General features: G+C 37.2%; 19 protein-coding genes. 7 read left to right on the top strand and 12 right to left on the bottom strand.

Going from position 1 to position 19,857, the window contains the following annotated elements; genetic code table 11:
- Nucleotides 1-19: 19 nt before the first annotated feature.
- The 5 genes from PQ479_RS05535 to PQ479_RS05555 form a co-directional block, all read right to left on the bottom strand.
- Complete coding sequence (locus tag PQ479_RS05535; protein ID WP_047988654.1) at nucleotides 20-442, bottom strand: hypothetical protein; 423 nt, start codon at nucleotides 440-442, stop codon at nucleotides 20-22.
- The gene (locus PQ479_RS05540) at nucleotides 442-1,359 is read right to left on the bottom strand and encodes a phosphotransferase enzyme family protein (protein WP_047988653.1); all 918 of its coding nucleotides are present in this window, start codon (nucleotides 1,357-1,359) and stop codon (nucleotides 442-444) included. The genes PQ479_RS05535 and PQ479_RS05540 overlap by 1 nt, the downstream gene beginning before the upstream one ends.
- A 505-nt stretch (nucleotides 1,360-1,864) precedes the next feature.
- The gene (locus PQ479_RS05545; protein WP_053070387.1) at nucleotides 1,865-2,695 is read right to left on the bottom strand and encodes an STAS domain-containing protein; all 831 of its coding nucleotides are present in this window, start codon (nucleotides 2,693-2,695) and stop codon (nucleotides 1,865-1,867) included.
- Nucleotides 2,696-2,905: 210 nt separating this feature from the next.
- Nucleotides 2,906-3,871, bottom strand: coding sequence for a hypothetical protein (locus PQ479_RS05550; protein WP_047988651.1), 966 nt, complete (start codon nucleotides 3,869-3,871; stop codon nucleotides 2,906-2,908).
- A gap of 23 nt (nucleotides 3,872-3,894) precedes the next feature.
- Nucleotides 3,895-4,809 (bottom strand): ketopantoate reductase family protein, encoded by a 915-nt coding sequence (locus tag PQ479_RS05555; RefSeq protein ID WP_047988650.1) that lies wholly within the window; start codon nucleotides 4,807-4,809, stop codon nucleotides 3,895-3,897.
- A 166-nt stretch (nucleotides 4,810-4,975) separates the two neighbouring features.
- Between PQ479_RS05555 and yunB the strand changes: the two genes are divergently transcribed.
- The gene (gene yunB / locus PQ479_RS05560) at nucleotides 4,976-5,773 is read left to right on the top strand and encodes a sporulation protein YunB (protein ID WP_047988649.1); all 798 of its coding nucleotides are present in this window, start codon (nucleotides 4,976-4,978) and stop codon (nucleotides 5,771-5,773) included.
- Nucleotides 5,774-5,867: 94 nt separating this feature from the next.
- Here the strand turns inward: yunB and PQ479_RS05565 are convergent, their stop codons facing one another.
- The 4 genes from PQ479_RS05565 to PQ479_RS05580 all read right to left on the bottom strand — a co-directional run bounded on the left by PQ479_RS05565 (nucleotide 5,868) and on the right by PQ479_RS05580 (nucleotide 10,536).
- The gene (locus tag PQ479_RS05565) at nucleotides 5,868-7,019 is read right to left on the bottom strand and encodes a S8 family peptidase (RefSeq protein ID WP_273716811.1); all 1,152 of its coding nucleotides are present in this window, start codon (nucleotides 7,017-7,019) and stop codon (nucleotides 5,868-5,870) included.
- A gap of 584 nt (nucleotides 7,020-7,603) precedes the next feature.
- Nucleotides 7,604-7,990, bottom strand: coding sequence for an OsmC family protein (locus PQ479_RS05570; protein ID WP_047988648.1), 387 nt, complete (start codon nucleotides 7,988-7,990; stop codon nucleotides 7,604-7,606).
- 14 nt (nucleotides 7,991-8,004) lie between these two features.
- Entirely contained in the window at nucleotides 8,005-10,146 is a 2,142-nt protein-coding gene (locus PQ479_RS05575) for a heavy metal translocating P-type ATPase (protein ID WP_047988647.1), read from the bottom strand.
- The gene (locus PQ479_RS05580) at nucleotides 10,147-10,536 is read right to left on the bottom strand and encodes an ArsR/SmtB family transcription factor (protein ID WP_047988646.1); all 390 of its coding nucleotides are present in this window, start codon (nucleotides 10,534-10,536) and stop codon (nucleotides 10,147-10,149) included.
- A 374-nt stretch (nucleotides 10,537-10,910) separates the two neighbouring features.
- Between PQ479_RS05580 and PQ479_RS05585 the strand changes: the two genes are divergently transcribed.
- The 6 genes from PQ479_RS05585 (at nucleotide 10,911) to PQ479_RS05610 (ending at nucleotide 16,704) form a co-directional block, all read left to right on the top strand.
- A complete protein-coding gene (locus PQ479_RS05585) occupies nucleotides 10,911-11,486 on the top strand; it encodes a TetR/AcrR family transcriptional regulator (RefSeq protein ID WP_047988645.1) in 576 nt (191 codons plus the stop codon).
- Nucleotides 11,487-11,509: 23 nt separating this feature from the next.
- Nucleotides 11,510-12,877: an MATE family efflux transporter gene (locus PQ479_RS05590; RefSeq protein ID WP_047988644.1), complete on the top strand. Its 1,368-nt coding sequence runs from the start codon at nucleotides 11,510-11,512 to the stop codon at nucleotides 12,875-12,877.
- 83 nt (nucleotides 12,878-12,960) lie between these two features.
- Complete coding sequence (locus PQ479_RS05595; RefSeq protein WP_047988643.1) at nucleotides 12,961-13,152, top strand: hypothetical protein; 192 nt, start codon at nucleotides 12,961-12,963, stop codon at nucleotides 13,150-13,152.
- Between the two features lie 434 nt (nucleotides 13,153-13,586).
- Nucleotides 13,587-14,042, top strand: coding sequence for a MerR family transcriptional regulator (locus tag PQ479_RS05600; protein WP_273716812.1), 456 nt, complete (start codon nucleotides 13,587-13,589; stop codon nucleotides 14,040-14,042).
- A gap of 88 nt (nucleotides 14,043-14,130) precedes the next feature.
- A complete protein-coding gene (locus tag PQ479_RS05605) occupies nucleotides 14,131-15,084 on the top strand; it encodes a hemolysin family protein (protein WP_273716814.1) in 954 nt (317 codons plus the stop codon).
- 390 nt (nucleotides 15,085-15,474) lie between these two features.
- Nucleotides 15,475-16,704: an ATP-binding protein gene (locus tag PQ479_RS05610; protein ID WP_047989531.1), complete on the top strand. Its 1,230-nt coding sequence runs from the start codon at nucleotides 15,475-15,477 to the stop codon at nucleotides 16,702-16,704.
- A 23-nt stretch (nucleotides 16,705-16,727) separates the two neighbouring features.
- Here the strand turns inward: PQ479_RS05610 and PQ479_RS05615 are convergent, their stop codons facing one another.
- The 3 genes from PQ479_RS05615 to PQ479_RS05625 all read right to left on the bottom strand — a co-directional run bounded on the left by PQ479_RS05615 (nucleotide 16,728) and on the right by PQ479_RS05625 (nucleotide 19,847).
- Nucleotides 16,728-17,624, bottom strand: a complete 897-nt coding sequence (locus tag PQ479_RS05615; RefSeq protein WP_047989530.1) for a cation diffusion facilitator family transporter — start codon at nucleotides 17,622-17,624, stop codon at nucleotides 16,728-16,730.
- A 520-nt stretch (nucleotides 17,625-18,144) separates the two neighbouring features.
- Nucleotides 18,145-18,735, bottom strand: a complete 591-nt coding sequence (locus PQ479_RS05620) for a VanZ family protein (RefSeq protein ID WP_053070386.1) — start codon at nucleotides 18,733-18,735, stop codon at nucleotides 18,145-18,147.
- Nucleotides 18,736-19,280: 545 nt separating this feature from the next.
- On the bottom strand, nucleotides 19,281-19,847 hold the full coding sequence (locus PQ479_RS05625) for an NADPH-dependent FMN reductase (RefSeq protein ID WP_047988642.1): 567 nt from the start codon (nucleotides 19,845-19,847) through the stop codon (nucleotides 19,281-19,283).
- Nucleotides 19,848-19,857: the final 10 nt, after the last annotated feature.

Consider the following 19,857-nt stretch of genomic DNA (forward strand, 5'->3'; position numbering starts at 1 on the left):
AACTCCCCTCCTTCTTCCCCTATTCATCTCGTTGAAAAGGGAATGCTCGAAACTCCGTATTGTTCTTCTCTAAAAAAAGCTTTAATTTGTTCACTAACCGCTCCAAATCAAGAAATTCTGTTTGTATACTAAACGCGGCATTCACTTGTTCAGGTCCTTCTAATTGATTTTGCAATTCAAGCTCCACTATTATACGGCCTGCTTGATTTTGTCGTAAAAAAACCATTTTTACTACCTGGTCATCAGAGCCCCAGATCGATTTTTCTTTTCCATTTATCTCAATAAAATTAGTCAGCCCTTCTATTAGTTCTTTTATCGATTGATCATCACTGTAAAAATGAACTTCGACTTGAATCAATTGGTTTTTAAAATTACCTTTTAATTCATAGAGAAAATCATCTTCCCATATTTTTTTGATAGATAGTCCAAAGTCTTGACTCATTATTGCATCCCCGCCTCAATTCGCTCCTTTTGCTGTAAGATCCAATCAAGCATTTCCTTATTTTTCTGATACAAGGCTTGTTCTTGATGAAAAAAACCTATAAAGATAAGTTGGATAGCGATGAGTACATAAAAAAACATCGATTTTTCTTCTTTTGACAACCTATTATGATCGGAATAACTATCGCATAAAAGTGAAACAAATTCAAACCACCGCTCACGCTTCTCTTGATTTTCAAACACTTCGTTTAAAATACTGGTTGAACAATAAGCAAGGTCAAAAATTCGAACATTAACCTGCACTAAATCAAAGTCTATAACTTCTGCTAACTGTCCACCTTGATAGATAAGATTAAATATATGCATATCTCGATGAATAAGCTGCTTAGGTAACTGATTAAGGGTTGCTTCTACAGAGGTATCTATGACGCTTCTAATAGGTTCAAATTCCTGCATGAACCCTCTTTCATTAAGTGTAGGATAAACAAATTGATTTAATGTTACGACCAAATCAGATTGTGGGAATGCTTCATCTAATTCAGAAGTCGCCATCGCTTGATGAAGATTGGCAATCGTTTCACCTATAACGGTAGGGACAATTGCATTATGTAAACACTCATCCGCCGTAAACGTGTCCCCCTCAATATAGCGATATAAACAATAAGTGTCGTTTTCAAATTCTTGATAGGAACGATTTTCTACAGTTAGTAGCACTTCCTGTACTTTAAAGCCTATTTGGTTAATCCTTTGAAGTAGCTTTTCTTCATTTTCGGCGATGAGGATGTCGTTCTTTTTCTTAAGTACATAGTGTTGTTTATTCGTTGCTGTAATGAGTATGGCACGTTCTGATAACGGGCGTGCCGTTTTTAATTCTAAGTCCCAATATTGGATGAGTGTAATGGCCTTTTTTACCTCCATGACTTCCTCCTACTTTTCATAGCACTGAAATTTTTGCTAATACTATGAATTTGTTTTATGATACCATTTTAGTGTGAGTTTTGGTACTTTTGTATGAAAGTGGACTTAGAAATGGTAATTTGTACCTTGAAGTTAGCTGGTCATCCAGGTAAGGGCAAATCTACTTAAATATTTGCAAACCTACCAATAAAAGTGTCAAATAACACCTGCAAATTTGTTGAAACTGATGAGGCATACTTTGTCCCTTTTGTTTATTGACCACTCACCATAGTGGATGGTGGTTACCTGTTGTTTTTCAACTGTTTTATTTACCACTACTCACTACCAAGAGTGCCACCTGTTGTTTATAATCCCTTTTATTCACCACTAATCACTTCGAATAGCACACTCCTGTTGTCTATAACCTATTTTGTAGCAACTCTCGTTCCCGTCACTATATATCTCAACCTAAAAACAGCCGCTTCCACATTATCAATGTGCAAAGGGCTGTTTTCTTAATTTTATATTAATGGAAAGCGTTATAGGCGGTTAGTGCTTGGGCAAGGGACGAGTAAGTATCAACGGATTTAAAGTTGATACCTAACTGAATGGCTGTTTGGGCGATTTCAGGGCGAATGCCTGAAAGACTCGCTGTCGTTCCGATTAGTTTTAAGCCTTCAATGACTTGGAAAATCTTACTTGCTACCATCGTGTCTACAATCGCAACTCCTGATAAATCAATCACTAAATTTTGTACTTGTAATTCATTACATTGTGATAATGTTTTATCAAAAATGACTTGTGCACGATGTGTATCAATATCACCAACTAGTGGCAGTATCGCAATATCATTTCGAATCGCAATAACCGGTGAGCTAAGCTCTAAAATCATTTCTTGTTGTGAGCGTAATAACTTTTCTGATTCGATAATATTTTTTTTGCTATATTCTTGAATCACATTATTAAGTGATTTTGTAATGATTTGATTCCACTCATTGACATCTTTATGTGATGGCTTCTCATCAAGGCCATCTATATACACTTGTACAAGGTCAATATACTGGGCTTGAACTTTAAAAAATTCACCAATTGTTTGGTCAAGTGGCGTATTTAAGTGCCCTTGGTCCTTAGCAATCTTATCAACCCAACGATCAAATGCCGCACTCATATCATCGGAATCTTTATTAAATAATTCGATAAAGTTCAAATGGAACTGATGATTTTGTTCCTTTAGCTTTTGGATTTGTTGAGGATTCGTTGAACTATATACGCCATCCTGTGTTTTGTCTAAGGATTGATACCATTCTTCGGTTAAATCCCATGTTCTCTCTTTTAGAAATTGATAGATTGATTTCATCATTTGCTACCCCTTTACAATATCTTCTCAATAACAGTTTATACAACAGTAATCTTTGCAACGAAAAAAACGACATCCTCAACAAATTTTATAAACACTCCGCTCCTTTCATCCATTTACACAACCACACCAATTGGTCCACATTCTTTTGGATTTCTTCAATATTTACAAACGTTCACCTATACCCCGATTTTTTAGTTATGAAACCTATTATCTTAATTTTTTTCGATAAATTTCTACATTTCCTTCCCAACTTTGTAAAAGCCCTTCTACAGTAACAATTTGCCAAGGATTAAATATCATTTGGCCATTCTTATTAAAAGCATAGTTTTCTCCAAGATAATAACAAGCATGTATGAGTGCACCGTCTTTTTTCCAAAGCAAAATATCGTCTTCTAGCAGATGTGTAAGAATATTTCCGCTATGAATTTCGACACGTTCATAGTTCCTTTGCTCAAGCCCAAACAGTAAAGCTTGTGGTTGCACCCATTGCTTGATGATCCACACAGCTAACTCTTTATCTTCTGTCGCCATCGCCAATGCAGCAGAAAAGCAGTTCGCCCCATTTATTAGTGGGAAATGATTGATGTAGTCCATTAAATGGTCATATTGGTCTCTTATCTTATTTTGTACGGAAAGAGGTAGTTGCTCCCATGCTGGTGCTGGGTCAATAAATAAATCCGCCATCGTTTGAATAAAAAACACCTTCTTCTGCCCTGACAAACCTGACCAATTTATTTGATCGATAAAATAGACAGCCAATCCTTCTGCTTCATAAAGGAAATGTTCTTGTAACAAAGACTTTATTTCCACCTTTTTTTCTCGTGCTGATGTTCGAAAAAGCTCCTCTATATGTATATCAGTCCAGACAAACCCTCTTCCTAAGCGTACTTGTTCCTGTAAGATTCTCATTTGTTGTTGAAGAGGGATTTGTGCAAATAAACCAGCAGGTAGTACACCTACATAATTGGCAGCTTTTTTTAAGTTCCAAAGCGTTAAGTTATTGTTAACATCCATGGAATAAAAAGAACCGTCTTGCTTAAATTCTTCTTTGGTCATCACTAGACCTTCCCTTGGTAGTAATTCACTGGCCTCCTCTTTATTTTCAAAGAAAAATACGTCAAAATCCTTGAACAAACGTTCTTCCCATACTTTTAATGTCGCACTATCTATCATTGGCACTTCCCCCTAAACACCCTTTAGCGATTCTCAAATGGCTTAATCATTCCTAAAATTGTTTCAGTATACGGAATTGCTACACCCTTTGCTTTAGCCAAACGTACCGCCCCACCATGTAAATGGTCAACTTCTAAGGTTAAGCCCTTTCTTCGGTCTTGGTGCATGGAGGATGTTGCCTCTTCATTTAATTGCATCACCTTTTCCAATGCTTGTTCAACTTGTATATCCGTTAAGTTTGCTCCATAACTGTTGGCTAGTTCCTTTAGCTCTACGAGTAACATCTTCGTAACATGTAATGTTTCCTTTTCTTCTCTGACAGGGCCGATCGATAAATTTGTAGCTGTCGTAATTCCTGAAAACGCTGAAATAAACATATATTTCTCCCACATTTTTACGTAAATATCCGTTGCCAGCTGTTGAGTGAAATTTGCCTTTTCCATAATTGAATGTAACTCTGTACAAAATTCTTTCTGTGATTCATGTAAAGGTCCAAAAATTAAGTCATGGAAAGCACTTGAATGTACAACATGTCCATCCTCGTTAAGAGTAGCTATGATGAATGATAGCCCACCTACCACAACCTCTTCCCCTAATTCTTTTTGTAATACTGAAATATGCTCGATTCCATTTAATAATGGCAGGACTTTTGCTCCTTTTTGAACTAACTCTTTGAGTGTCGGAATTGTCCCTTGGAGATGCTGACCTTTTACCGCTAATAGAACAAGATCAACGTCATTCACTTCTGTTAATTCGGTTACTAATTGCGGTTCTCTTATTGCATAATCTCCTGCTGAACTATGTATATATAGACCTTTTTCTTCAATTTCTGCTTTTCTTTTCGAACGAACGACATAACGTACTTCCTGACCCGTTTCCTCTAATCTTCCACCAAAATAAGCACCTAGTGCACCTGCACCAATAACAATAATTTTCATGATATTCTCCCCCTTTATAGTCTTATTTTAATTCACGTTGTTTGTCGCTGCAATTTTACTCATACTTTTGTGTTTTCCTCTTAGAAAAGATCTTGTTCAAGTCTCGCACATTTGTGCATATAGATTAAAATAACGACATCTATGTCTTAAGCTTAAGGAGGATCTTATGCTTAATCGTTCACGTAAGAAATATTATCTCAATAAAAATAAAACGGAAATTAGCTTTGGACAGCGTCTTGTCATTTCTTTTATTTTATTTGTATTGATGACATTGATTGGCTTTTTAATTGTTGAAAAACAAATACGGCCAGCCATTTCAAATATCGCCCAAATGGAAACGCAAAAAATAGGAACAAGTATTATTGAATATGCAGTCAGTCGTTCAGAAGAAACGGTCAACCTCAATGAAACTTTAAAATACGAATTAGACCCAAATGGCAACTTAATCTATTATTACTTTGATACAGAGATTTATAAAAATATGCTGACGTCATTAATCGCCAATTCTCAAGAGTATATCCATCTATTAGAGAAGGGGACTCTGATTGAAGATATAGAAGCTGTATCTTCAACAAATGCTGAAAATGATGGGAATGAAATTCGTTTATTATATAATATACCGCTTGGTCATGCGACGGGCAGTAGCTTACTTGCAAGCTTAGGGCCCAAAGTTCCCATTGAATTCATTGCCCTTGCCGATATCGACGTTGATTTAAATGAACGGGCCGAGCAGCTCGGCATTAACAATACGTTTTTACGCATGGCGATCGATTTTGAAGTGAATGCAAAAATTATTATCCCTTTCGCCACTTATGAGGACCCAGTTAGCACCACGATTCCTGTAGGCTTTGCTTTTATTCCTGGTGAAGTACCGCAGTTTTATAGTGGCAATTCGAATGGATTAATGCCTACACTCCCACTTCCGATGCAAGAAGAAGTCGAGAGTACCGATCAAAATCAATGAGTACGCTTAGACCTTTTATTCACAAAAAAGTCGATGACCTTTCATGTATAAGGCCATCGACTTTTGGATTTTTAAGTAAAATTTTTATATTCTCTTATTGTACAGCCACCTCTGCATTAACTAAACCACTTCCATACATATCAGCACTTCCTAACGGTGTAGCTGTCTGAACTAATTGCTGACGAATCTCTTCATTAGATAACATTGGATTTTTAGCTTTTATTAACGCCGCGACCCCCGCGACATGTGGTGTCGCCATGGAAGTACCACTCAAGCTCGCATACTCACCATTTAAGTACGTACTTTCAACTTCAACACCAGGTGCGACAATATCTAACCCCGTTCCATATTGTGAAAAGCTTGCACGGTTATTCACTTGGTCTGTTGCACCAACAGCAAATGCGTTATCATATCGAGCTGGGTAAGAAACAGTCCCTGACCCACTATTACCAGAAGCAGCCACAACAAGAACCCCTGAATCCGTTGCGTAATTAACTGCTTGCTCTAACGTATCACTACCAACCGGGCTACCTAAGCTTAGATTGGCTACGTCCATACCATTATCACCAGCCCATTCTAAACCTTGTGCAATTGAACTTACCGAACCACTACCACTTGCCCCTAATACTTTGACCGCATATAATTCTGCGTCTGGTGCAACACCGATTACTCCGGCTCCATCATTAAGTGCAGCGATTGTTCCTGCTACGTGAGTTCCGTGCCCATTTAAATCATGATAATCTGGCTCACCTGCAACAAAGCTTGCTCCTCCATGAATGAATAAATCAGCATGCTCAGCAATACCAGTATCAAGTACCGCTACTTTTGTTCCTGACCCACTGTGGCCTAATTCATGCGCTTGTGGAGCTTGTACCTGAGCGATTCCCCACGGTACGGTTTGGTTCGCAATCGTAACGTCAAAGTCTTCTTCAATATAGGCAATACCTGACTCTGCCTCTAATGCCTTGATATCAGCTGGACTCAGCTCAACAGCAACAACTGGGATTTGCTCAAATTCATGTAAGACCTCTAATTGTACCTGTGCAGACTTATCCTCTGACGTATATAATTGCACGCCATTTGTATTCGTTACATCCTCCTCAATAAATTCGTTGACATCTAGCTGATTATGGAACCCGATTAAATAGGTCTTTTTCTCTTCATCTGCCAATACTGTCATACTTGTTAATGAAAATAATAAAACAACCGCTGTCATTGTGAGAAGTTTTTTCCATCCTTGATTCACATCTCATTCCTCCCTTTGTTATCCAAATATAGATTCCTCGGTTCAGAAGATAACATTTGTGATCACATCATTCTTACTTATGCTCTTATTTGCATCACCTCCCTAAGTTGGTAATGCCCCCACTTCACATAGCTGAAATCACTTTCGGCGAAAAAAAATTCTGATTCTTTTGTTAATTTTATTGATGAAATGATCATAAATGAATAGGCAATTACTTGTAAACCACTTATTGTTAAAACAAGTAATAATAACTAAATGCTTTTTCAAGATATCTTTCTATCGTCCTATTCTTTCAATAAAATGATGGTAAATTGACAAACTTCCTCTAGGAAAAGAACGGCTATATAACAAAAAGATTTCATCTAGTCTCAGGAATGTAATATTTCATGTAGTGATATCTGGACATTTTGCTCTTACTTCTCTGCATATCTACACGTAAGATTTTAATTGCTTTTTTGGAAGGTGTTATCTCTCGTATCTCTCCATGCTCTGCACATGAAGGTCCTCATCCTTCTAGATACACACCCTAACAAAAAACTCTCCGTTTATGTAACGATTCATCGTACATAAAACGGAGAGTTTCTTTACATTTTCGTTTGTTCAAATGTTTCGGTTATACGTATGCTATCTTTTACCGATTGGACAATTGGACAATTTTTCCTTGTTAAAGCTAACGCCTTTTCAAGCTTTTCATCACTTATTTGACTACCAATAATCGTGAAATGAATATGAATATCTGTGATTTCGTTGACGCTTGCCTCATTTCTTGTGACATCAGCTCTTAATTTAATATCCTCAAAAGTGAGCCTTTGTTTATTTAATATCTTACGAAGTACCCCGCCACTACAAACAGTCACGGCTGAGACAAGTAGTTGATATGGTCGAAAACCATACTCTTCATTTCCGGAAACTTCTAACTCTCCGAAAGGTAATTTCGTTGAAAAGCTATGTTCATTCATAGTAAATTCCATTAACTGTTCTCCTTTTAATTGTGGTGAGCTTCATCTTCATCCTTCATTCGAACGAGACGCATACCATTTAATGTGACCAAAAGTGTCGCTCCAACATCTGCAAGTATTGCCATCCATAGCGTTAACCATTCTGGAATAACGAGTAATAAGGCAATCGCTTTGATACTTAGTGCGAAGATAATATTTTGCTTAATAATCGTTAGAGCTTTACGACTAACCTTTATTGTAAAAGGTAATTTCCTCAAATCGTCACTCATTAAAGCAATATCTGCTGTTTCCAAGGCCGTATCCGTACCGGCACCACCCATCGCAATTCCAACACTCGCCGCCGCTAACGCCGGAGCATCATTGACACCATCACCAACCATGGCTACGTGTTGATGCTTTTCCCTTAATTGTTTAACTACCTTTAATTTATCTTCCGGTAATAGCTCGGCCCGAACATCAGTAACTCCAACCTCTTTTCCAACTGCTGCTGCCGTTCTTTGATTATCACCGGTAAGCATGACCGTATTTTGTACGCCTGATAAAGCTAATTGCTTCATTGTGTTTTTACTAATCGAACGAACTTGATCTGCTACGGCAATCAGTGCCAGTAATTGATCCTCCGCACCAACCAACATGACGGTTTTTCCTTGTTCCTGTAAACGAAGTACATGTCCTTCAAATTGTCGGTAATCCTCCGTTGTCACGATTCCTTTCATATATTCTGGCTTTCCGATGACATAAAACGTACCATCAATTTCTCCCTCGATTCCTTTACCTGTAATCGAGCGGAAATTCTGAACATTTAATCCTTCATAATCAAACCCTTCTAGCTTTGCTTTTTCTACAATTGCTGAGGCTAATGGGTGAAGAGATTGGCTTTCTAAAGCACCAATTATGGCTAATAAATTTTCTTGATCATGATATTTCTCGTTTGGTAAAAACTCAGTTACTACCGGTTTCCCGTAAGTTAATGTACCCGTTTTATCAAAAGCAATCGCCTTTAGAGCGGCCGCTTCTTCTAAATAAACACCGCCCTTAATTAAAACACCGTTTTTAGCTAGATTTCCAATTGCTGTCACGATCGCAACAGGTGTTGAAATAACCAAAGCGCACGGGCAACCAACAACTAAAACCGCAAGACCAAGATAGATCCAATCAGACCATATTTGTCCAAAGAAAGCTGGTGGCACAATCGCAACCAGTGCACCTAATAAGACGATGGCAGGCGTATAATATTTAGCAAATTTATCAACAAAGGCTTGTGCTGGAGCACGCTGGGCCTGAGCTTCTTCAACAAGATGTACAATTTTTGCTATCGTCGTATCTTGAACGTATTTCGTCACCTCTACTTCTAAAATACCTTCTTCATTTAATGTACCTGCATAAACGAAGTCTCCTGATTGTTTCTCTTGTGGTATAGACTCACCGGTTATCGCCGCTTCATTAATAGCTGACCTTCCTTGAAGGACTTGACCATCCATGGCGAGCTTTTGTCCCGGCTTCACAATCATCGTATCACCAATGTTAATTTGATCGACATGGAGCATTTGTTCAATCCCATCGCGACGAATAAGAGCTTCTTTTGGAGCAATATTCATTAACGATTGAATCGATTGTCTGGCCTTATCCATTGAATAGCGTTCAAGTGCCTCACTTATCGCAAATAAAATGACGACAATAGACCCTTCAACCCATTCACCAATAATCGCTGCACCAATAACAGCTATGGTCATTAATGTTTTCATATCAAAGCGTAGTCTAAGTAAATTATTGAGTCCCGTCATAAAAAGGGAATAACCACCGATCACCATTGCTGCTAGAAATGCACTCGTGACAATAGGATGACCAGACCCTAAATTGGCTTGCAAAATTAAGCCCGCTAAAATAAGTAATGCGGAAATGATAACGTGTAAGTTCCCTTGCCATAGTCGCTTCTTTTGAAATGTTTCCGATTGGTTGTTTTCAACAATTTTGATACCATCAAATGCACCGGCTTTTTCAATGTCAGCAACAGTTGCAGCTCCAGTTATCGTAATTTTGGAAGCTCCGAAATTCACCTTAGCTTCTGACACTCCATTTAGATTACGCACATTTTTTTCAAAGGTCACAGCACAGCTAGCACATGACAACCCAGTAAGACGATAAACTTCCTCTTGATGCTTAGCCATTTAATCACTTCCTTTGCCTTCCCCCGCATGTACAAGTGCCGTCATGACGAGCTCTTCAATGTGCTTATCATCAATAGAATAAAAAACAAGCTTACCTTCTTTTCTACTTTTTGTAATGCCAAGATTTTTAAGCATACGTAAATGGTGAGAAGTTGTCGCTGTTGTGGCTCCAATAATATTGGCAACATCACAAACACATAACTCCTCTTCTTGGGTTAATGAATAGGTTATTTTTAATCTCGTTGGATCAGCAAGAGCTTTAAAAATAGCGGCTACTGGACTTAATTCAACTTGCTCCATTTTCCCCTTTACTGTCTCCACGATTTTCTCATCGTAACAAAATACTTCGCACATATCTGTTTGTTTTGTAAGTTTTTCTGATTTTACCATTTCCAACCACCTCATTCAAACATTCATTTGATTAATTCCATTCTATGAATCTCTACATGATTTGTCAACAATCAAATACCTATTTGAATATTTTTTCATTAGGTTAAAAAATGAAGCGAATCAGCAAGATCCTTAACTCATATGCACGAATTCTAGTTTTTGCTCACGGAGTCTTGATTACATTGTCCCAGGCATGGTGTTTTTAACTGGAGTAGTACCCATGTATGTGCGAGACACATCTATTCGTTAAGAGAAATAAGTATTGCCCATTAAATTCCTAAAGAAAACACATTGCCAACCCCATTGTTCTTTGTTAAAATGACTTGACGAACGGTCGTCAGTTAGATAAAGACTTAATACAAGAAGGAGATCCTATGAGTTATGACGCGATTAAAAAGGCTGCTCTAGAGCTTTTTGCCACACAAGGATACGAAGGAACATCATTGTCACAAATTGCTGATAAAGTCGGTATCAAAAAACAATCCATCTACTCCCATTTCAAAAATAAAGACGAACTCTATTTACAGCTTGTGGAAGAGACTTTTGACATCGAATTGCGTAGAATTCGTCACTCTCTTGAATTAAAAGCCAAACAGCCTTTGTATGACTGTCTGCTTGATGCATTAAGCAGTTATATGGAGCGCTACCAAGACGATTACCGTCTAAAGTTTTCGCTCCGTATCTCATTTTTTCCATCTATTCATTTATATGAACAAGTTATGAATGCCGTTTATGACTATATTGATGCCGTTGATGCTTTATATTTTCAACAATTTGAACAAGCAGAACGAAACCAAATTATTCAAGTTGATGCCAAAACGGCTACTCTTTCTTTCTCTGCTTTAATCGATTCCATTTGTCTAGAACTCGTTTACGGTGGATTAGATCGTACAAAAAGAAAACTAGAAGCATCGTGGCACGTTTACTGGTCCGGGCTCACAAAAAGCTAAATGAAACAGAAAGAGGTGAGAGCATGTATCATGCTACAACATTTAAAGAGAAATTCTCTCTCTTTTTAACGATATTATGGCCCATTATGGTCACACAACTCGGCTTACATGCCATTTCATTAGTCGATACGATGATGAGTGGAAGAGCCGGTACTGATGATCTTGCCGGGGTGGCGATAGGCTCAAGCATCTGGATGCCTGTTTTTACAGGTATTAATGGTATTTTATTAGCCGTCACGCCGATAGTCGCTCAATACATGGGATCTGGTCAAAGACATAAAATTAGCTTTACGATTACACAATTTATTTATTTAGCAATCGGTCTAGCTGTTCTTGTGTTTATAGCAGGGGCTCTTTTTTTGGACCCATTACTAGCCATTATGAATCTTGATCCGAATGTCCATCATATTGCATTTCATTATTTAGTCGGTTTATCTACTGGAATTTTACCTTTATTTTTATTTACGGTTATTCGGAATTTCTTTGATGCACAAGGTTTTACGAGGATTACGATGTTTATTACCATTATTGCGGTTCCCATTAGTGCTCTGTTAAACTACGGATTAATCTTTGGAAATTTTGGCTTACCTGCTTTAGGCGGTATCGGGGCTGGTTATGCGACGGGAATTACGTATTGGATTATTTTATTTCTAGGAGCATATATGACTTTTAAGCTTAGTCCTATGCGTCCCTACAAAATTTTTGTCAACTGGTTTAAACCATCTTTAAAGGCTTGGAAGGAGCAGCTAAGTATTGGCGTTCCTATTGGTTTATCCATCTTTTTTGAAGCGAGTATCTTTGCGGTGATGACATTACTGATCGGGATGATGTTTTCTACCGTTACGATAGCAGCCAATCAAATTGCTTTAAATTTCACCTCACTTATCTTTATGATTCCTTTAAGTATATCGATGGCCTTAACGATTCTCGTTGGTTATTCGGTTGGTGGAAAAAAGTTAGATGCAGCCAAACAGTATACGTATGTAGGTGTTGGCGGCGGTGTCGGTATTTTAGCCATTGCCTCGATTTTCCTCTTTATCTTCCGTGAAGATATTGCTAGCATCTATTCAACGGAAAGAGACGTAATTATATTAGCAGGTCAGTTCTTTATTATTGCGATTTTTTATCAAATATCCGATGCCTTGCAATCTAGTTTACAAGGTGTATTAAGGGGCTTTAAAGATGTCAAATTACCGTTCATTATTGCCTTTACTTCCTATTGGATTATTGGTATTCCAGTCGGGTATTCATTGGCCGCTTTTACTGAGCTTGGTCCAAAAGGCTTTTGGGTTGGCATTACGATCGGTCTCACCTGTGCAGCCATTGGTTTCTTTGTCCGTTTGATGATTGTTCAGCGAAGGGCTGAGAAGCATTTGGCCTCCGGTGTCTAAATATAGGCCATCAAGCAAGCTCTTTAAAGAGGAAATATGTTAAGCTTTAAGTAATAGTCTTTCATTTAAAGGAGTTCCGTTTTATGATTTATCTTATAATCTTTGCGGCCATTGCTAGTGTCATTGGTCTTGTCATTACGATCATGGCTGGCTTAAATGCGGATGATACAAATTATTCTAGCCAAAAAAGCTTTAAGAACATGTCGATCATTTATATTCTTATTCTTCCGCTCATACTCATTATCGGATTCTTTGTTTATATGATCATTAGCTAATGAAAAAAGCTCGCTCCTATTTTATGGAGCGAGCTTTTTTTAGTGACGGAGTGAATCGGGATTCGCTATGTTGAATTTGAAAAAGAAGTTAGGGCCATTGCTGTTAGGCTGTGTTAAACTTGCTTCTATCAATGAGCATACTACTTTGCCTTACAACACTAGAGCCCTTTTTGTGCTTTGGTGTTGTTACTTTCAGGCTTAACTCCAAGACATTTTCTCGCATTGGTTTGCTTTTTTACTACCCACTCACTTACACTTATAACACCTCTAAAATGCTCTCTCTAGACGGTTAAAAAAATCTGCCATACTCCCAAATACTTCCCTCCTTTTCTTATCTCTACTATGTAAGAGACATCTTTGATAAAAAAAGTTGCCTATTTCTTTAATCTTTTATTCTTAAAAGCTGTAAAACACTGTAAATACTATTTATCTATTTGCAAAAAAACAGTATAATAGTAGTACATTTAACGATCACGTTACAGTTTGGAGGTTTATCACTTGGGAATACGAAATTAAAAATTGGTGAATTAGCAGAAAAATCGCATGTAACAAAACGTACGATCGACTACTATACAAATTTAGGCTTATTAAAAGTGGAACGGTCTTCTTCTAACTATCGTTATTATGATGAATCACAGGTTGAGCGCCTTCATTATATTGAAAATTGTAAAGCAAAAGGAATGTCATTAGAAGCCATAAAGAAAAATATCATCACTAGGCATTCAGAAGAAGTCGACATTCAAGAACTACGACTAAAAATCCAAAACCTTGAACAAGATGTTTCTAAGGTTCTTGGTAAAATGAGTCATTTAGACCAACAGGAGTTAAAAAATAATATTTCCAAAGACAGCTTCTCATTAATTCAGTCATTAATCACACTTGTCAAATAAAGTGTAGACTCATGATATGTACCGAGCTCGTCACATTGAAGGTACTCTGAAGGGGGTGTAGGTCTTACCGAAAAAGTAAGACCATCTATTGACCAGTTTGAAAATACTTCTTGTCACTTTGCTCATTTTGCTCATGGTCTTCTTTTTGTGGCGTACAAAATTATTAGCAAGGCTTAAGATTATTTTCATTGTAGCCTTTGCTCGAATACGCAGGCGTCTTGAAGGTCTGTTTTCTCTAAAGCCTTCCCTAACCAAAGATGTTGCTCATACAGAAAAAGAATTACGTCAGCTTATGACTGAAAGTTACAAGAGCGGTGAAATTAACAAAAATGAATTTAAATTCGTCAATAATATCTTCGAATTTGATGAGCGAGTGGCCAAGGAAATCATGGTACCTCGACCAGATGTCATAAGTATTTCTATTCATGACTCCATTGAAGAAATTTTAACGACAATTAAAACCGGTCGTTATACACGCTACCCTGTCACTGCTGAAGATAAAGATCATATTATTGGATTTCTGAACGTGAAGGAATTTTTAACGAGTCGCCTTGATGACCAAAATCTTCCTTTTGATATTCATCAATATGTCAAACCGATTATTCAAGTCATTGAATCGATCCGTATTGACGATTTACTCGTAAGAATGCAAAAAGAACATATTCATATCGCTATTTTATTTAACGAGTATGGTGGAACTTCAGGACTCGTTACGGTAGAAGATATTGTTGAGGAAATTGTTGGCGAAATTCGTGATGAATTTGACCATGATGAAGTTTCTGAAATTAGGATGATTAACGAGGGGCATTTCATTGTCAATGGTCGATTACTCCTTGAGGATATTAATATGTTGCTACCTATCTCGATTAACCATCCAGAGGTTGATACGATTGGCGGTTGGTTTTTAACGAGAAATTTAAATCCTGCCGTTGGTTCTTCTGTTCATGAAACTGGCTATGACTTCACCGTACATGAAAGTAATGGTCGTCATATTCAATACATCGAAATAAAGCCACGTATTATTTATACAGATCCACTTTAATTCAAATGGTCCTCTTGGGGGCTTTTTGTTTTATCTACTAGTGCGAACATGGAGCGTTGCTCGCTGCTACTTCTCAAGTTCATAAAACATATGTCGTTACTTCCCGGCTTTTCCTACAAGATAGTGTTTCTTTTTACCAGCTCCAAAGTGTACATTGTTATTTAATTGTTTTTGGGCATTCCTAGATTAGCATTTTTACGGGGTTTATATGAAATTATACTAAGGGCGATGGTTCTCACCTTTTTAAAGCACTTCGGGAAATGGGCAGACTTTACCTCAATATTCAATTTCCTATTTTTATGATAGAATTAAGAAAATACTGAAAAGAAAGAAGGAACACGTTTGACCTTACCATTTATTTATCAAGTAAAGCCAACTGAAAACGATGATATGAAGGGGTATCCTGCTATTGCAAGGATCATTACGAATATTCAACATGCTTTATACGAGCATTTTCATGAAAATTTTCACGTTTATAGCTTAAACATAGGCCATTATGAATTATGGTCGATTTTACAGGAAGATGTCAAATCAGAAAGTGATGAGCTTGTCCATATTGCACAAGTTTTTGAAAAGCTTGAAGGTAAAACCTTTGAATTCGAAAATGAAGAGGACCTTTCTCACTTTCGCGTGATCCATTCCTCACAAAATCAAGTTTATGCTTATCGTGATAGCGGTGTTGCTTTTGCACAAATTCCTTATTTTGATGAGACCAATCACCAAATGTATTACAGTACAATCTTAGCTACTGACGACAAAGCCTTAACAGCTTTCTTGCAATCTATCAGCAAACGATTATGGCTTAAAAGTAAAAATGAGGTGTTAGTTTTTACAGATACCATGCATGGTATTGAACAAGATCATAAGCCAATTAATCGAGAATTAACACGGGAAGATGTCGTATTAAATCCAAAGATTAAAAACGACCTTTATGCTGTACTTGATCAATTCTTTAATGAAGATCGTAGCTTCTTTCAAACCTACAATGTTCCTTATAAACGAGGTGTCTTACTGTATGGACCGCCGGGAAACGGCAAGACGAGTCTTGTAAAAGCGATTGCTAATACGATTGAAGCACCGGTTGCTTATTGGCAAATTACCGAATACACCAATAGTGATTCTATTACAACTGTCTTTAATTCAGTCAATCGACTTTCTCCAATGATCCTTGTTATTGAAGACATTGATTCGATGCCAAGTGGTGTTCGTTCTTATTTCTTAAATACGTTAGATGGAGCTACTTCCAAAGAAGGTATCTTTCTTATTGGTACGACTAATTATCCTGAGAAAATTGATCCGGGTCTTATGAATCGTGCCGGTCGCTTTGATCGTGCTTATGAAATTAAGTTACCCGATGAAGCACTGCGAGAACAATTCATTGAACGACTGGGCTTTGATCATTTCCTTTCAAAAGAGGCTCAAAATGCTTTAACAAAAAAAACTAAAGGCTTCTCCTTTGCTCAAATTAAAGAACTCTTTATTAGCTCTGCACTCGAATGGCATCAAAAAGAAACCATTCATATCGATGAAATCATAAAATCGATGGAAAAAGAACAGAAAAAAAGTAAAAAGGGCGACTGGTTTGAAGGCAATGAGGACCAACATGTCGGTTTTTACTAAAAAAATAAACCCCTCTACAGCTATTAAAGCTTTGGAGGGGTTTCTGTATTTTCATTAGGTTCAACATGGACATGGACATCTATCGCTCTATGTTTTTCTTTAATAATTTCCTCGACCTTATCAGAAATATCATGAGCGTCACGTACATCTAAGCTTCCGTTCACTTCAATCACAATATCCACGACCGAACTATTCCCATAATATCTCGCTTTTACTTCTTTCACTTCTTCTACCTCATCAATTAATAAGGCAGTTCTTCGACATTCATCTAATTCACTTTTCTCAAAACCATCTGTTAAGTAATGGGTTGCATCTTTAAAAATTTCCCACGCCGTTTTACAAATAATTAAACCGACAAGTACAGCGATAAGAGGATCTAACCAAGCAAAGCCAAATTGTGCCCCAATAATACCAATCGTTGCACCAATACTTACGAGTGCGTCTGATAAATTATCTTTGGAGGCGGCAGTTACGGCTTGAGAATTTATCTTTTTACCTAGGTTTCGATTATATAAGAATACACCAATCATCACGACAAAACTAAAAGCCCCAACCCATGCAGCAATGACATCTGGTGCTTCTTGCTCTCCTGCGAATAACGCAGGGACTGCCCCAATTAACACCTGAATACCCACAACCATAATAATTAAGGAGGCAACGAGTGATGCAACGGTTTCTGCTTTCCAATGTCCATATGGATGATCATGATCAGGTGGTTTTTGTGACATGCGGAGTCCCACTAATACCGCAATGGAAACGACGATATCTGTTGCATTATTTAAACCATCTGCTTTTAAAGCAGCAGAATTGGCATAAAATCCAACTGACAGTTTTAATACCGCAAGTATGAGATAAGCAACAATACTAATAACGGCTCCTTTTTCACCTTTTTTTAAATCCTGATAGCGTTTTTCTTCCACCAATTCATAACCTCCTCACTTCCTATGTCATCATAGCAAGTGCTTTGCATGTGGGTCTATAGCAACCTTTTTTTGCAATACAAAACTTATTTAATGTGCGAAAGAAAGTTGCCATTAGGAAAAATATACACATAACCTTTATTTTTAAGCTTTTTTTAAGCTCATTTCTTTATAATGTCCTTTTTCACATCGAAAAAAACGTCAAAAAAAGCAGAAAGAATTTTTTTCTGCTTGAATTATTTTGTATAAAAGTTACTTATGAGCGATAGTTTGTGCCGTGAAGTTAGCTCGTCATCCATCTTGCGATCAATGACCTTAGTAGGACAGTGCTCCCTGTTTGTTCAGGCCGACTCCTAATGGCGAGCGAGTTGTAAATGTGCCAACAGTTTGAACAGTCGCCACTACTTTCATCTTTGTTGGCTGCTGTTTGTGCTGTACGCTGAATCTTTTTCTACAGCAACCTTTCAAATTTAACTAATTTGGATTATTTGCCGTGCTTTTACTATTATTGATCGGTTTATTAGGCTATTTGTTTGCTTTCATTGGTTCTACTGTTGTTTTGGCGTAACGCCAACAGTTTATTAGCGATTACATACCCTAATATACTACCTAATGTGTTAAGGATGACATCATCAATATCGATGGTTCTGCTCGAAATTCGTAATAAATGTAATATGAATTGTCCAGATTCAATACTAATCGAAAACAATACGCTGCTTACGACAATCGTTTTCCATTTCATTTTTTGGAACATAATTGTGATAAAAAAACCAAATGGTAGTGTTAATAAGACATTTCCGAGCAAATTCCAGAAGGCCGTTTTTTGCATGATTGGATCATGAATGAGCATTTCCGTATAGGAAAAGATCGTGTGAAACGGGACAAGATTATAACTAAAATAGCCTCCATAACCAATGCCATTATAAAGCCCGTAATAAAGTAAATAAACACTATAAATAAGCATTAAAAATTTGCTCGCTTCTTTCCATAAATCAAGGTCTTTCAACTTGAAAGGCTTGTGCTTTAGCCAAAGCATATAACCAATAGCAAAAATTAATAAAACGGGGATGACGATTACAATAAATATACTTACTAAATCAGATAAGTACATAAGGAAACCTCTTTTCATTTGTTTTCTTTATTTTTTTGACGAAAACAAACTGAGGTTGGTTTTAGACTATCATCACCTTTTTATTTCCCTTGATTCAAGGAGTGAAATCTTTAGAAGTGTATTTGGACTAAAAAAGTGCTTTTACTTCTGCTTATGTTGTTACTCCCTCACATTTCCTACAACTTAGTACCGCCTTTTGCCACCCAAAAGTGTACATGGTTGTTTAATCGTTTTTGGGCATTCCTAAATTAGCATGTAAAGCTCGAGCATGTTGCGTTGCTCATTGCTAACAAAAAAGGATGACCTTGTCCGACGGGTGCTCTTGCCACCATTTTATATTCATTTTTTTCCTTTTAATCGAATCGGCTTTCCATCAGCAATGTCGCAATACCCTTCACATGAAACTCCCGTTCTAATTTCATACGTTAGCTTCCTTTCCTACCTATCTTGCCTTATTCTTATGAAGGGAAGGTAAGAAACATGAATTTAAAATCGGTATACCATATCCAGCCTCCACTCAAAGTTGCGAACAATTACTTATGAAACTAAAAGTCATACTCGGCTTCTTTTATTTCACGAAGTTTTTCATGTGCTTCAGCAAATAATACCGTATCCATGACTAAATCCCGTAATCGAAAGAATACATCATCATTGATCATTTTTTTATTCATAAAATCTTTTTCTTCTATAAAAACATAACTCGGTAACACATGTGCCTTCATGTAATTTAAAATCGGCTTAAGTTGTTGCTCCGCTACTAAATAATGTTTGGAGGATCCTGCTGTTACAACGATACTAACTGTTTTATTTTGAAAAGCTTTTTGAGGGAGCAAATCAAAGATATTTTTCAAACTTCCAGGTATAGATGCCTGAAAAACAGGTGTTCCGATAAAAAGAATATCAGCCTCCATGATGGTTTTAGTCACAAATTGTGTATCACCTTGATAATCAAGGAAATTCCTTCCGTCACTCCATGCCATTGAAAAATCGGCAAGGTTTATAATCGTCTGATCTATCCCGGGATGTTTGTCTGCTAGTTCACTCATTGTAGATTGAATTGCTATTTTTGTTTTGGAACCAACCGTAGAGCCAATTAATCCAACTGCTTTCATTTCAATTCTC

This window comes from Alkalihalobacillus pseudalcaliphilus, assembly GCF_028610675.1.
GTDB classification, from domain to species: Bacteria; Bacillota; Bacilli; order Bacillales; family Bacillaceae_D; genus Alkalihalobacillus; species Alkalihalobacillus pseudalcaliphilus.

What these genes read in the sequence shown, in the direction of transcription:
- PQ479_RS05620 (WP_053070386.1), bottom strand. Translation starts at nt 18,735, where the DNA reads ATGTACTTATCTGATTTAGTAAGTATATTTATTGTAATCGTCATCCCC.
- PQ479_RS05550 (WP_047988651.1), bottom strand. Translation starts at nt 3,871, where the DNA reads ATGATAGATAGTGCGACATTAAAAGTATGGGAAGAACGTTTGTTCAAG.
- PQ479_RS05610 (WP_047989531.1), top strand. Translation starts at nt 15,475, where the DNA reads ATGAAGGGGTATCCTGCTATTGCAAGGATCATTACGAATATTCAACAT.
- PQ479_RS05580 (WP_047988646.1), bottom strand. Translation starts at nt 10,536, where the DNA reads ATGGTAAAATCAGAAAAACTTACAAAACAAACAGATATGTGCGAAGTA.
- PQ479_RS05590 (WP_047988644.1), top strand. Translation starts at nt 11,510, where the DNA reads ATGTATCATGCTACAACATTTAAAGAGAAATTCTCTCTCTTTTTAACG.
- PQ479_RS05540 (WP_047988653.1), bottom strand. Translation starts at nt 1,359, where the DNA reads ATGGAGGTAAAAAAGGCCATTACACTCATCCAATATTGGGACTTAGAA.
- PQ479_RS05555 (WP_047988650.1), bottom strand. Translation starts at nt 4,809, where the DNA reads ATGAAAATTATTGTTATTGGTGCAGGTGCACTAGGTGCTTATTTTGGT.
- PQ479_RS05535 (WP_047988654.1), bottom strand. Translation starts at nt 442, where the DNA reads ATGAGTCAAGACTTTGGACTATCTATCAAAAAAATATGGGAAGATGAT.
- PQ479_RS05575 (WP_047988647.1), bottom strand. Translation starts at nt 10,146, where the DNA reads ATGGCTAAGCATCAAGAGGAAGTTTATCGTCTTACTGGGTTGTCATGT.
- PQ479_RS05585 (WP_047988645.1), top strand. Translation starts at nt 10,911, where the DNA reads ATGAGTTATGACGCGATTAAAAAGGCTGCTCTAGAGCTTTTTGCCACA.
- PQ479_RS05625 (WP_047988642.1), bottom strand. Translation starts at nt 19,847, where the DNA reads ATGAAAGCAGTTGGATTAATTGGCTCTACGGTTGGTTCCAAAACAAAA.
- PQ479_RS05545 (WP_053070387.1), bottom strand. Translation starts at nt 2,695, where the DNA reads ATGAAATCAATCTATCAATTTCTAAAAGAGAGAACATGGGATTTAACC.
- PQ479_RS05595 (WP_047988643.1), top strand. Translation starts at nt 12,961, where the DNA reads ATGATTTATCTTATAATCTTTGCGGCCATTGCTAGTGTCATTGGTCTT.
- yunB (WP_047988649.1), top strand. Translation starts at nt 4,976, where the DNA reads ATGCTTAATCGTTCACGTAAGAAATATTATCTCAATAAAAATAAAACG.
- PQ479_RS05570 (WP_047988648.1), bottom strand. Translation starts at nt 7,990, where the DNA reads ATGGAATTTACTATGAATGAACATAGCTTTTCAACGAAATTACCTTTC.